The organism is Aestuariivivens insulae, assembly GCF_022662195.1.
GTDB lineage: Bacteria > Bacteroidota > Bacteroidia > Flavobacteriales > Flavobacteriaceae > Aestuariivivens > Aestuariivivens insulae.
The window spans coordinates 62,157-75,398 of the sequence record NZ_JAKMCS010000005.1 but is presented as its reverse complement, the minus strand read 5'-3'; the positions used below and the strand labels follow the sequence as shown (position 1 = coordinate 75,398).

Here is a 13,242-nt window from a genome sequence, read left to right as displayed (position 1 = left end):
AGTTCTAAATCCTATTTAATATTTTTATCTTTAACCTAGTCATTTATAGGATTATGCAGAAAACCACATCAAAAAATATTATAGAGTTCCTATCGGAAATTCCTTTTTTTTCAGAGGTTTCCAAAGCATCTTTGCTTCAGTTAAGTCAAAATATTACTGAAGAAACCTATATTAAAAATGAAACTGTTTTTAAAAAAGGGGATGTAGGCCATGCCATGTACGCCATTGTTTCTGGAGCCGTTAAAGTGCATGATAAGGACCATATTTACGACACACTTACAGCGGGGCACTGCTTTGGGGAGTATGCCTTAATAGACAACAATACCCGATCTGCATCCATAACGGCTATTGAAAAAACCCAAGTCTTAAAAATTGAACGCGAACATTTTTTAGATTTGATGACAAAGGACAGTGGATTTGCCCAAGGCATTTTAGCGGTTATGATTAAACGCCACCGGGAACTGGACACCATCCAGGAACGTTTGGCTTCTTCAAAACAAGCCATTGAAATAGCCAACAGCAAAATGAATGGGCTTTTAAATGGTGCAATGGATGCCATTATCATGTTCGATAGCGATTTTAAAATTGTGTTAACAAACGCTTCCGCCAACAAACTACTTGAAAATAACGATGTCCTACAACGTAATGTGCTGTACTTTTTAGGTAATGAAAGCGCCCAATTAATAGAGGATACCGTAAAAATGGAAGCTTCCAAAGGGTTTACAAATAAATATCTGCCGAGCATAATAAAAGTGATAGGCTCTAATGAAACCGAAACCTTGAATGAAGGCACCATAAGCAAGTATGGTACCGATAAAGACAATTACTATACCCTTATTTTAAGAAATATTGAAGACCGATTAAACGCTGAAGAAACTATTGCCCTCCTAACCAATAAAACAAAATATTTAGAGGAAGAAATTCAAGAACTTACGAGTAGTTATGGGATTATTGCCGAAGATAAGAGTATGAAGTCTGTTTTAAACCTTATCCACCAAGTTGCCAAAACAGATGCCACAGTGTTAATTCAGGGCGAAACGGGAACGGGAAAAGAATTGGTGGCCAGGGCCATACATAAAGAAAGTCACAGAAACGACAAACCCCTTATACGGATAAACTGTGGCGCCATCCCTACCAATCTTATTGAAAGCGAATTGTTTGGCCATGAAAAAGGCGCGTTCACTGGAGCGACCAGCAGTAGAAAAGGTCGGTTTCTATTAGCCGATAAAGGCACCATCTTTTTGGATGAAATTGGCGAACTCCCCTTAGAATTACAGCCCAAATTGCTTAGGGTTATCCAAGAAGGTGAATTTGACCCCGTGGGTAGCTCCGAAACCATAAAAGTAGACGTAAGGATCATTGCTGCTACCCATCGCAATCTATTGGAATTCTCTAGAGCAGGAAAGTTTAGGGAAGATTTATACTATCGCTTAAATGTGTTTCCAATTGAAGTTCCCGCGTTAAGAATGAGAGGCAACGATATTTACTTGATCGCACAAGAGATGATCGATCAGTTTTCAAAAAAGCTTAATAAACCAATAATTCCATTAACCGATGAAGATCTGTCCTATTTAAAATCATACGATTGGCCTGGCAATGTACGGGAGCTTCAAAATTTAATTGAGCGCGCTGTTATTGTTTCTCAAAATGGCACTATTGATTGGCGGTCCATTATCCCGAGTAAGCAAATTAACGAACAAATACCTAAAGCGGTTGAACAAGAGCATATATTAACGGCTAAAGAATTAATCGCTTTAGAAAAGGAAAATATTTTAAGGGCTTTAAAACAAACACGTTGGAAAATATCAGGAAAGTATGGTGCAGCCGAATTGTTGCAAATCCCCTCTACGACACTCGCCTCTAAAATGAAAGCTTTAGGAATAGAAAGGCCAATATAAAATGAGATATTTTTCGTAAATTGGTTAGATAAACCACTAATAACCAAAACATGAGAAGTTTCTTCCTGCTTTGCACACTTTTAATCTTTGTTAGCTGCAATAATTCGCCCAAAACAGAAACACAAGCTTCTGAAGATTCAAATTCAGTACTATCAATTCAAGAATACCACGATAATTCCAATCACGATGATCAGTTCACTGGAGGCATCAAAATGATTCCCATACAAACACCAAAAGGCGAGTTCAAGGTTTGGACCAAACGTATAGGAAATAATCCCAAAATAAAAGTCTTGTTGTTACATGGAGGTCCGGGAATGACCCACGAACTATACGAATGCTTCGATGGTTATTTTCCACAAGAAGGTATAGAATACTATTACTATGACCAATTGGGTTCTTTTTATAGCGACCAACCCGACGATCTATCGTTATGGGATTTACCTCGCTTTGTTGAAGAAGTAGAACAGGTTAGACTAGCCCTAAATCTAAATAAGGATAATTTTTATTTATTGGGGCAATCGTGGGGTGGCATTTTAGCCATGGAATATGCTTTAAAATACCAACAACACCTTAAAGGCTTAATTATTTCTAATATGGTGGCTTCCATACCAGAATACCAAAAATATTCTGACGAGGTACTGGCTCCCCAATTACCTCCAGATGTACTTAAGGAAATTATGGTTTATGAGAATAACGAAGATTACTCCAACGAACGGTATTTAAATTTGGTCATGCAACACTACTACACGGCACACATTTTAAGAATGCCTCTGGACCAATGGCCCAACTCTATCAACAGAGCGATACACCATGTAAACCCTAAAGTTTATGTTACCATGCAAGGACCTAGTGAATTTGGCATAAAAGGCGATGCTACCTTAAAAAACTGGGACATAAAAGACCAATTACACAATATAGAAGTACCAACTCTAACCATAGGCGCTAAGCATGATACCATGGATCCTGAGCATATGAAATGGATTTCAACCGAAGTAAAAAATGGACGTTACCTATATTGTCCCAATGGCAGCCATTTGTCTCAATATGATGACCAAAAGACCTATTTTGAAGGGGTTATCAAATTCATTAAAGATGTAGATACAAACACATTTTAAACAAAAGCCTCTATTTCATTTTTAAAATAAAAACAAACACTTCCGAAACTTCGTAACACACTAACGAAATATCGTTAATTTATGATATATCGCAAAAAATAATTTTCTACATTTAAAAATAACTATTTGATTTTAAGCATATTAACTTGTTTGGCATGACAAATGCAATTCATCTATCAAACATTTAATAAATCAATTAACAATTTAAAAATGTAGAAAACATGAATACAACAGTTAATATAAAAAACGGAGTAAACATAGATCAATTAGAAGAAACTATTGGAGCGGTTCAACAAAATCCAGAACTAGCCAAATTTGAATTTAGAGCCAAAAACAACTGGATAGATGGTGGCCATTGTGTATCTAGCGTTAAAGGCTTTTATGGCGTTGGACAAGAAGACACGTCTCGAGAAGAAATATTCACTATGGAATGCAGCCACCCTCAAGTTTTACTTGGCCATGACGAGGCAGCCACCCCACCAGAAGTAGTCTTGCATGCTTTAGCGTCTTGCTTAACAGGCGCCATGGTTTACCATGCGGCAGCACATGGTATTTATATTGATGGCGCGGAATCGACCATAAATGGCAGTATGGATTTACAAGGATTTTTAGGGCTAAAGCCTGAAGTTCGTAAAGGTTTTGACGGTATCAAATTCACCTTAAAAGTAAAGTCGGACGCTACACCAGAACAACTTGAAAACTTAGCCAGATTCTCTCCTGTACTAGATATGATTATCAACCCTACACCTGTTTCAATAGAAATTGTAAAAGCCTAAACGGTTTGTGAAGGTAACTTAATATCTGTACCTATTTTTTACAATAATAGCACACAACACCCATTAAAAAACCAAAACACATCACATACAGTCAAAACTATTTTTTTGTAACTTAAGCCTATAATTTACTCCTCAGACTTAGGCACATGTAGTTAACACCCCTTATCTACCTAATAGCAGAGCCCACCAAATTTACTATAGAACATATTAACCAAGCAAATTTAAGCTTGATTACAGTTATGCTTAAGTATTAATTAGTTAAAAACAAATGGAACTATATAAGCCATACAAGAACATTATAAAACGTATTCTAATATACTTTGGAGCCTTATTGGCCTTAACCTTCATTTTCATGCTTTACTGTTTTGATGTTTTGCCACAGCATGTATTCAAATCGAAATTCGGCCCGTCAAAACTATATTATATGAACTATGATGTATCGCAATTGAATGATTCAAAAGATAATGACCTCATAAAATACGGATACGACGTGTTTTCAAACACCCCAAAATATATAGGCCCCGATAATGGTGACCCTAAAATGATCTATCAAGGCAACCGGTTAGCCTGTAAAAACTGCCATTTAGATTTAGGCACCAAGCCCTACTCGGCTCCATTAATTGGAATTATCCAAAGATTTCCTCAATTCAGAGGTCGGGAAAATAAAATAGGCACGATTGCAGAACGCATTAATGGCTGTATGGAACGAAGTATGAATGGAAAAGCCCTGCCAGAAGACAGTAAAGAAATGAAAGCCATTATTGCCTATTTAAATTGGCTAAGTCGCTATGCTCCAAAGGACGGTAAAATTAAAGGCAATGGCTTTTTAAAGATTAAAATCCCAAATAGAGCTGTAGACTTAGACCATGGAAAAGCTGTCTTCACAAAGCACTGCATTGTATGCCACGGTGAAGATGGGCAAGGCGTTATGGCTGCCGATGGCTACGCCTATGAATACCCACCGCTTTGGGGAGAGAACTCGTTTAACCATGGAGCAGGTATGACAAGGGTAATTACAGCTGCCCAATTTATTAAAGGCAATATGCCCTTTGGAACAACTTATGATGCGCCAACATTAACCGATGAAGAAGCTTATGATGTTGCTGGATATATAAACGCTCAGGAACGTCCTAAAAAATCGAACCCAGAAAAAGACTTCCCCGACTTAAAGAAAAAACCAGTATCTACACCTTACCCACCTTATGCTGACAATTTCCCTGTTGAACAACACCAAATGGGGCCATTTCAACCCATAATGGAATACTACAAAGAACAATTTAATATAACTAAAACCAAGTAATCATGAAAACAATGAACAACAATTCAAGAAGACAATTTCTAGGAGCTCTTGCACTAGGTGCAACAGCTAGTACCCTATCGGCCCTAACAAACCCTTTGTACAAAGATGTTCCTATACCTGATTCAAAAAAACTTTCTGATGCAGAGAGTTGGTTTGACAATATAAAAGGAAAACATCGTATTGTTTACGATGGGTCGACTCCCCACAAAGGATTTCCCATTACATGGAACTGGGCTTTTTACCTTACTAACAATGGCACAGGAACTCCCGATGAAGACATGACTGCAGTGACCGTCCTCAGGCATAAGGCCATCCCGATAGCCTTTGAAGATAGATTATGGGAAAAATATCCACTAGGAAAAGTTTTTGAAATAAACACAGCTTCGGGAGAGCCCTATACCAGAAACCCTTTTTACGAACCTCAAGAAGGCGATTTCCCCTTACCACAAATTGAAGGCATAAAACGCATGCAAGAACGTGGTGCTATGTTCTGTGCTTGTGACTTAGCTACTAAAGTATATAGTAATGCTGTTGCCGCTCAAATGAACCTTGATCCTACCGAAGTATATGAAGACTGGGTTAATGGTGTCCTTCCAGGTATTCAGCTAGTTCCTTCTGGCGTATGGGCGCTTGGCAGAGCTCAAGAACATGGTTGTGGATACATATTTGCAGGTGAATAATAAAAAAATTAATAATGATGAAGCGAATAATAAATACGGCATTAGCAATACTACTGGCAACAATAGTTTTTGCTCAGGAAAAACCAGTAAAAATTGTATTTGACGTAACCAGCAGCAATACAAAAGTACATGAATCGACCATTAGGCATGTAAAAGCCATGTCCAGCGCTTATCCAGATTCTAAATTTGAAGTCGTTATGTATAGTGGCGCTATGGATATGGTCTTAAAAGATAAATCTGTGGTAGCCGAAGACCTAGAGGCACTTGCCAAAAAAGACAATATTGATTTTGTGATTTGCCAAGGCACCATGAAGCGCCATAGTGTAGACGCTTCCCAATTAATATCAGGCGTTAGAAGTGTTCCCGATGGTATCTTAGAAATTATTGAAAAACAAAAAGACGGCTGGGGCTACATTAAGGAAAGTCAATAATTAATAGCCCCTAAAACAATAAAGGCTGTCTAAAAAGTGATTTATTTTGTCATTCTGATTGCGCTCTGTCTTACAGCTCTGAATGATACTTTTTAGACAGCCTTTTGTTATTTGGCATCTAGTGCATTGACCATATCCCAATCGTTGGGTGTACCCGAAATGGTATATTCTGCAGATTTGGTTACAAAATACCTAGCGACTTTGTCTTTAGGGTTTTTAGTTAACACCTTATCGAAAGCAGCGGATGCTTTTGGAAATTCCTTATTAAAAAAATACTTCAAGCCCTTTTCAAAATCTTTTAAGGTCTTCATTTTCAAATCAATAACCGCACCCTCATCACCATTAAAACACTCAAACACCCCTATCACTTCGTTTTTCCCTTTAACCTTAACCTTTCCTAAATACCTAAAATTAAAATCCTCCTTATTTTCAATGGTCGCCATACTGTTTTCACTCAATACAATGTTGGCACCATAGTGTTTAGTTGTTCCTTCCATACGGGATGCCGTATTAACGGTATCGGCAATAATAGCTGTATCATTTCTATGCGTATCACCAATAATACCCATAACCAAAGACCCCGTATGCATTCCCATACCTACCGAAATTGGCCTAAACCCTTCCTTTTCACGTCTTAGGTTATACTCCAAAATTGTTTTTTGCATAGCAATTGCCGCTTGTAAGGCATGTGTAGCGTTTTCTGGAAAAAGCGCCATGATACCATCTCCCAAATACTGATTTACAAATCCTCCATTGCGTTGGATTAATGGCCCCATACGCCCCACATATGCATTAACAAACTTAAAATTTTGCTCCGGAGTCATCGATTCAGCTAAAGTGGTATAATCCCTAACATCGGTAAACAATACCGTAACCTCTTTTTGAATATGGTCTCCCAAGGTCACTTCGGTTATGGCTTCCCTTCCAACAGATTTTAAAAACTCTGAAGGCACAAACTTGCTGGTCGCCCTATGAATACCATATAAATTAAGATGCGTCTTTATCCTACTTAACAGTTCATTTTTCGAAAAGGGCTTAGTTAAGTAGTCATTTGCTCCAACATTAAAACCGGTAACCAAATCGCTAACCCTATTTTTAGCGGTTAACAACACTATGGGCAATTCACTAGTGGAATAGGTTTTTCTAATGGTTTCACAAACTTCGTAGCCGGACATGTTTGGCATCATGATATCCAAAAGAATTAAATCGAAAAAATGGCCTTTAGAAATAAGTTCCAAAGCTTCCTTTCCAGTTCCAACCTCAACGACTTTATAGCCCGCAACAGTTAAATGGTTTTCCAGAACACGTCTATTAATAGGCTCATCGTCAACTATTAAAATCGTTAAATCTGATATTGGGACATGGGTTTCCACTTCCTCTTCATTGTTTTCATAAACAATATTATTCTGAATATTTTGGGCCTTATCTTCTGTTTTTTCGATTGCTACCCCAGTCTTGCTTTCATTACTTAAAGGCAAGGTGAAACTAAAGGTAGTCCCCTTACCTACTTCAGAATCTACATTTATAATGCCCCCATGTAGCTCCACCAATTGTTTAGTCACTGCGAGGCCCAAACCAGTTCCCCCATAGGCTCTTTCTGTTGAACCATCGGCCTGTTCAAAAGATTTAAAAATGGCATCAAATTTATCCTTCGGAATACCTATACCGGTATCTGAAACAAAAACCTTTAAAAATCCCGATTCTTCTTTTGCTTGAATTTCTACCATTCCACATTGGGTGAACTTAATGGCATTTCCTACCAAATTATATAATATCTGCTGAAGTCGGTTTTCATCAGCTTCAACTAACGGAATATCTTTTGAGATTGAATTGACAAGTTTAAGGTCCTTTCCTTTTGCCAATGTACCAGACACCTTCAACACTAAATCTGCTATAGGAAAAATATCTACGGCTTGGATAGACAGCGCCAAATCCCTGTTCTTTAATTTGGAAAAATCGAGAATATCATTCACCAAATTGGACAGTCGCTTACCACTATTTACAATCATATCCAGGTTTTCGATGGCTTTCCCACTCATCTTGCCCGCAACCCCATCTTTTAAAGATTCGGACAATCCTATGATTCCGTTTAGTGGTGTACGTAGTTCGTGCGATGTGTTGGCCAAAAACTGATCTTTAAGTCGGTCTATTTGTTTTAACTTGCTAATAACATTCCGCTCTTGTTTTAATTTTATACTTTTTTGCCTGGAGCGCCAGTAAACCCCTGCTATAAGCAATAAGCCAATTGTCCCAAAAATAACCAGGTTTACCTTGTTACGCTGTTTGCTTATGTCTTGCTCATGACGCAATTCCTGTTCTGCCTTTTGTTTGTTAAACGCAATGCTATCTGCCAACTGTTGTTTTTCGAATTGGTACTGCATTTCTTGGCGTGTGATCTCTTTGGTCTTTTCATTATTAAATAATGAATCCTTAGCCTGCATAGATTGTTTATAATACCCTAAAGCCTTGTTATAGTTACCTAATTTTTCCCAAACCGTACTTAAGCATTCACAGGATTCCTTAATGGCAATGAGCACTCCCATTTCTGAAGCAAGTTCCAAGCTCTTCTCACAATCTTGCTTGGCCAAAGCATAGTTCTTGGTTTTCACATACACACCTCCTCTATACAAATACGCCGAGGTTAAGCCTTCCCTATCGCCTATTTCTTGTTTAATGGCTATACTTTTATTCAAATAATTTAAGGCCTCATTGAACTTACCCTGCTTAGCGTAAATTTCTGCAATATTGTTATAAGCACGGGTAACCCCTCTTTGGTCATTGACCTGCTCTGCCAGTTCTGCCGATTTTAATAGATTTTGACGCGCTAAATCAAATTGGTTTAAATTGGTATATACAAGAGCAACATTGTTATAAGCATGAACCAGAGTACGCTTGTTGCCCATCTCTTGTTTTAATTTCAAACTATAATTGAGGTATTCCAGAGCCTTTTCATTATTTTTTTGTCGTATAAAGACATTGCCCAAATTATTGGTAAGCCGTGCTAAATTTTCTTTGTCTTCATTAGTTTCAGCAATTTTCAACCCTTGAAGTAAATAATCCAATGCCTTGGTAAAATTCCCTAATTCGTAATAAACAGTCCCAATATTATTGAAGGTAGTAGCCATAGATTTTCGGTCAGACAATTGGATATGCAGCTCATGGCTTTTTAGAAAATAGGTTAAGGCCTCTTGAAAATTGCCTTGTACCGCATAGGTATTCCCAATAAACCTATATGCAGTGGCCTCCCATTTCCTATTATGCTTTTTTCTTGAAAACCCAAGGACTTGATTTCCCAAAACCCTAGCCGAATCCAAATCTTTTCTGAACCATAACATAAAAGCATCCAATCCCGCTTCGTACCTTAACGAATCAACTTCTTTGGGATTTTCAAAAACAAGTTTAAGGCTGTCAATTTTTGATATTTGACCAAAAGAACAATTAAAAAAGCCAATACAGATTAGTATACAAAGTTTGTATCTCATTGTACAATGTTAGGGTGATTGGTTTAACAATTGTATAAAGTTAAGCGTAAATACTTAAATTGTAAAGAATTACATAAAAAAGGAACATAATTTAATTTGCAGGATAAATTACCTACCCCTGCAAAACCTTTTATAATTAAAGCTTCATCAAACGTTCCTGCAAGGGAAGACCAAAAAAGGGATATCAATTTTAAAAGCTAAATTTTCTAAGCTGTTAGAGGTAAACAACCGCTTTATAAAAGAATGCTTTTTGTTTTTTATGGCTAACATTTTTATTTTGTTATTATGAATATATGAATATATTTCCTTAAACATGTCCTTTCTTGTGGTATCTATATAATCGTGTTTGGCCTGTTTAAAATTCGCATTGAAAAATTCGTGATTATCGTAAGACGTATAGGCCAAATGGTTTTGGTCTGCTATGTGTAGAATATCCAATTCGGAATGATATAAATTCACCCATTCTTTTAACAACTGCATATCTTCAATAGCGAACGGTTCTAAATTAGTTGTAGCAAAAGCAATTTTCGACAGATTAGAATATTTATAACCATGTGGAATGACCAGTACAGGCGTTAAACAGCGTTGAATAACATGAATCGTATTACTTCCAAAGAGCACCTTTTCCAAACCAGAAGCTCCCTTAGTTCCCATTAACACTAAATTGATATTGTGCTTTTCACAAACTTGATTAATGGCATCTGTAAAATTATCGTAATCTACTATCGCATGAAAATTATGCTTACTATTGTTATGGGTCTTTTTTATATCAGAAATAATATTATTGATAGACTTCTTTGCCGCATCTACAATGGTATTATAAATGGTGGCAGAAGATGATACGACCATCATATCATCAGAAATAAACGACGAAGCTTTCTGTACATTCATTATATAAAAGTCACAAACTTGATCTTTAAAAAATTTCATCGAAAAATTTATGGCATTCAGTGAGTTTTTCGAAAAATCTGTTGGTAAAAGTATCGATTTCATAACACCCAATATTATTCCTAAATATAAGAAGGCTATCCCGTTAAAAATATGATAATTATCAGCCAAAGCACACACTTTAATATAAATAAATTAAAAATTAGTTTAAAACTTTAAAGCATTGTATTTTCGGCACAATAAATGTTAAACTATACGTTATAACCAAAAACTAAATCTATCAAATGCGTATTATCCTATTTCTTTTTGCGTTATTTTCCATAACCATAAGTGCCCAAAATACGGCCATAGGCACTAACGAAAAACTTGTTTACACGGCCTCCTACAACATGTCTGGTATATTAACAGATATTGCTCAAGTAACCATGCAAACCAGCCCTGTAAAGACTTCTAAGGCTACCTTATTACGCTTAAAATGTACAGCGGCTACTTTCAGCAAATGGGATAATTTTTTTAAAATAAGGGATTTATACGAAAGCTATGTTAGCCCCAAAACCCTTACACCATATTTATACAACCGAGATATCAATGAAGGTAGCTACTACAAGGCCATGAAATACACCTTCAGCCATAAAACAAAAACAGTAAAATCGGTTCAGACCAAAAGAAATAACAATGTAGAGAACAAATCTAATTCCATTGGAAATGGCACTAAAGACATTGTATCTACACTATATAATATTAGATTGTTTGATTTTGAAAACATGAGCAAAGGACAACGCCAATCTTTTACCATTATCTTTGATCGAAAAGAGACCAAAGCACAATTTACCTATCTGGGCAAAGAAACTATTAGTACCGCTATAGGTAAAAAAGAATGCTACAAATTAGCCATTGGATCTAGTGAATCCATTCTACAAGGAAGCAATAGTAACTTGCTTTGGCTAACTGCAGATGCCAATAAAATTATAGTTTATGGTAAATTTAAGATTCCAGTAGGTAATGGTGAACTAAAAATTAAATCGGCATCAGGCCTAAAAAATTAATTTCTTGCGAGTTATTAAATGTCTTAAAATTTAAAACAGATGAAAAAATTATTTACCATTTTAGCCATTATCACTTCCATTTTAGCGACCTTATTTGCTGTATTGCCCATTTCCAACTTAGCGATAATACCTGCCATTGCTGCTCTAATCTTTGGATTGTGGGCCTTTTACTTATCAAAAAAAACAGGAGAAGTAAAAAAGATCATTCAGTTTACATTTCTATTAACTATTGTTGCGCTTTCAATAACCATTTTTAAAGCCGTTTTCACTACTACCGAAGTTGCAGAAACCAAAGTTTTGGACACAAAAGAAACCCAGCTAGAAGAAGAAGCCATTGAAGAACTGGAAGGTTTGGACTTAGAATCAGAAGAATTTGAAGATATTGACATAGAATAGTAAGTAATTTCCTCTGTAATGTGTATATTTGCTTTTAAAATATAATTGAGCTAGCATATTAAATATTTTCATTGCCCCAGAGAATATTTTAATAGTAAGTTGCTTGGGATAAAACCTGTTTAATATGCACATTCAAACATTACTCACTCTCTCACTTTTTTCCCTTTTGGGCACCTGTGCTACAGAAAAATATAGCACGAAAATTAAAAACCTTCAAAATAGCATCAAAATTGTAGACAGCATAAATGCCGTTAAATATGCAAATACGATCACTTCTGAAGAGCTAAAAACACATTTATACGCTTTCGCTTCAGAGGAGTTTGAAGGACGTAAAGTTGGTACAAAAGGACAAAAGTTAGCGGCGAAATTTATTAAAGACTACTATCAAAACATTGGTGTAGTATCTCCCTATGAAGATAAAAATTACTACCAAACTATTCCAGCCTCTTTTCTCTCAAGAGATGCCAAGGCATCAGAAAATGTTTTGGCTTATATTGAAGGCACCGAAAAACCAGATGAATTAATTATTATTTCGGCACATTTAGATCATCTCGGTATAGAAAAAAACGGCAAAGTAAACTATGGTGCCGACGATGACGGTTCTGGCACTGTGGCCATTATGGAAATAGCAGAAGCTTTCCTAACCGCCAAAAAAGAGGGTAACGGTCCCAAAAGAAGCCTATTGTTTCTTCACCTAACGGCAGAGGAAATAGGCAAACAAGGCTCGGAATATTACACCAATTTCCCTGTTTTTCCCCTTGAAAATACTATTGCCAATCTTAATATTGATATGATTGGACGTATTGATGAGCGCCATAAAAACAATCCTAATTATGTTTATTTAATAGGAGCCGATAGGCTAAGCAAAGAATTACATTATACTTCAGAAAAAGTAAATAATACCTATTACAACCTCGATCTTGATTATCGATATAATGCCGAAAATGACAAAAACCACTACTATTCAAGATCAGACCATTACAATTTTGCCAAACATGGTGTTCCGGTAATCTTTTATTTTAATGGTGAGCATGAAGATTACCATAAACCAACCGATACTCCAGACAAAATAAATTATGTCCTCCTAAAAAAGCGCTCGCAACTTATATTCGCTACGGCTTGGCAATTGGCAAACCAAACGCACAGGTTAACATGCGACGAAAACCACGAATTGTTAAAATAGCCAAAACCAACACTTAAATTAGCTTATATTTTTGTATTATAGCACCT

11 protein-coding genes are annotated in these 13,242 nt (G+C 36.4%); 9 read left to right on the top strand and 2 right to left on the bottom strand.

Annotation, left to right across the window (positions count from 1 at the left end; translation table 11 throughout):
• The first annotated feature begins 53 nt into the window (after positions 1-53).
• The 6 genes from MR062_RS07725 to MR062_RS07700 all read left to right on the top strand — a co-directional run bounded on the left by MR062_RS07725 (position 54) and on the right by MR062_RS07700 (position 6,200).
• Positions 54-1,898: a sigma 54-interacting transcriptional regulator gene (locus MR062_RS07725; RefSeq protein ID WP_242203568.1), complete on the top strand. Its 1,845-nt coding sequence runs from the start codon at positions 54-56 to the stop codon at positions 1,896-1,898.
• A 50-nt stretch (positions 1,899-1,948) separates the two neighbouring features.
• Positions 1,949-3,013 (top strand): proline iminopeptidase-family hydrolase, encoded by a 1,065-nt coding sequence (locus MR062_RS07720; protein ID WP_242203567.1) that lies wholly within the window; start codon positions 1,949-1,951, stop codon positions 3,011-3,013.
• Between the two features lie 221 nt (positions 3,014-3,234).
• Complete coding sequence (locus MR062_RS07715) at positions 3,235-3,789, top strand: OsmC family protein (protein ID WP_242203566.1); 555 nt, start codon at positions 3,235-3,237, stop codon at positions 3,787-3,789.
• 268 nt (positions 3,790-4,057) lie between these two features.
• A complete protein-coding gene (locus MR062_RS07710; protein ID WP_242203565.1) occupies positions 4,058-5,089 on the top strand; it encodes a c-type cytochrome in 1,032 nt (343 codons plus the stop codon).
• Between the two features lie 2 nt (positions 5,090-5,091).
• A complete protein-coding gene (locus tag MR062_RS07705) occupies positions 5,092-5,769 on the top strand; it encodes a Tat (twin-arginine translocation) pathway signal sequence containing protein (protein ID WP_242203564.1) in 678 nt (225 codons plus the stop codon).
• A gap of 14 nt (positions 5,770-5,783) precedes the next feature.
• Complete coding sequence (locus tag MR062_RS07700; RefSeq protein ID WP_242203563.1) at positions 5,784-6,200, top strand: DsrE family protein; 417 nt, start codon at positions 5,784-5,786, stop codon at positions 6,198-6,200.
• A 107-nt stretch (positions 6,201-6,307) separates the two neighbouring features.
• Here the strand turns inward: MR062_RS07700 and MR062_RS07695 are convergent, their stop codons facing one another.
• Positions 6,308-9,682, bottom strand: coding sequence for a tetratricopeptide repeat protein (locus MR062_RS07695; RefSeq protein ID WP_242203562.1), 3,375 nt, complete (start codon positions 9,680-9,682; stop codon positions 6,308-6,310).
• 147 nt (positions 9,683-9,829) lie between these two features.
• A complete protein-coding gene (locus MR062_RS07690; RefSeq protein WP_262916829.1) occupies positions 9,830-10,675 on the bottom strand; it encodes a universal stress protein in 846 nt (281 codons plus the stop codon).
• A 179-nt stretch (positions 10,676-10,854) separates the two neighbouring features.
• Between MR062_RS07690 and MR062_RS07685 the strand changes: the two genes are divergently transcribed.
• From MR062_RS07685 to MR062_RS07675, 3 genes are all read left to right on the top strand, one after another.
• Positions 10,855-11,616, top strand: coding sequence for a DUF3108 domain-containing protein (locus MR062_RS07685; protein WP_242203560.1), 762 nt, complete (start codon positions 10,855-10,857; stop codon positions 11,614-11,616).
• A gap of 39 nt (positions 11,617-11,655) precedes the next feature.
• Positions 11,656-12,012, top strand: a complete 357-nt coding sequence (locus MR062_RS07680; protein ID WP_242203559.1) for an FUSC family protein — start codon at positions 11,656-11,658, stop codon at positions 12,010-12,012.
• A gap of 124 nt (positions 12,013-12,136) precedes the next feature.
• Positions 12,137-13,195: a M28 family peptidase gene (locus MR062_RS07675; RefSeq protein ID WP_262916828.1), complete on the top strand. Its 1,059-nt coding sequence runs from the start codon at positions 12,137-12,139 to the stop codon at positions 13,193-13,195.
• Positions 13,196-13,242: the final 47 nt, after the last annotated feature.

Bases quoted from the DNA above. Each gene is read 5' to 3' on its own strand.
- MR062_RS07725 (WP_242203568.1), top strand. From the start codon at position 54: ATGCAGAAAACCACATCAAAAAATATTATAGAGTTCCTATCGGAAATT.
- MR062_RS07720 (WP_242203567.1), top strand. From the start codon at position 1,949: ATGAGAAGTTTCTTCCTGCTTTGCACACTTTTAATCTTTGTTAGCTGC.
- MR062_RS07715 (WP_242203566.1), top strand. From the start codon at position 3,235: ATGAATACAACAGTTAATATAAAAAACGGAGTAAACATAGATCAATTA.
- MR062_RS07710 (WP_242203565.1), top strand. From the start codon at position 4,058: ATGGAACTATATAAGCCATACAAGAACATTATAAAACGTATTCTAATA.
- MR062_RS07705 (WP_242203564.1), top strand. From the start codon at position 5,092: ATGAAAACAATGAACAACAATTCAAGAAGACAATTTCTAGGAGCTCTT.
- MR062_RS07700 (WP_242203563.1), top strand. From the start codon at position 5,784: ATGATGAAGCGAATAATAAATACGGCATTAGCAATACTACTGGCAACA.
- MR062_RS07695 (WP_242203562.1), bottom strand. From the start codon at position 9,682: ATGAGATACAAACTTTGTATACTAATCTGTATTGGCTTTTTTAATTGT.
- MR062_RS07690 (WP_262916829.1), bottom strand. From the start codon at position 10,675: ATGAAATCGATACTTTTACCAACAGATTTTTCGAAAAACTCACTGAAT.
- MR062_RS07685 (WP_242203560.1), top strand. From the start codon at position 10,855: ATGCGTATTATCCTATTTCTTTTTGCGTTATTTTCCATAACCATAAGT.
- MR062_RS07680 (WP_242203559.1), top strand. From the start codon at position 11,656: ATGAAAAAATTATTTACCATTTTAGCCATTATCACTTCCATTTTAGCG.
- MR062_RS07675 (WP_262916828.1), top strand. From the start codon at position 12,137: ATGCACATTCAAACATTACTCACTCTCTCACTTTTTTCCCTTTTGGGC.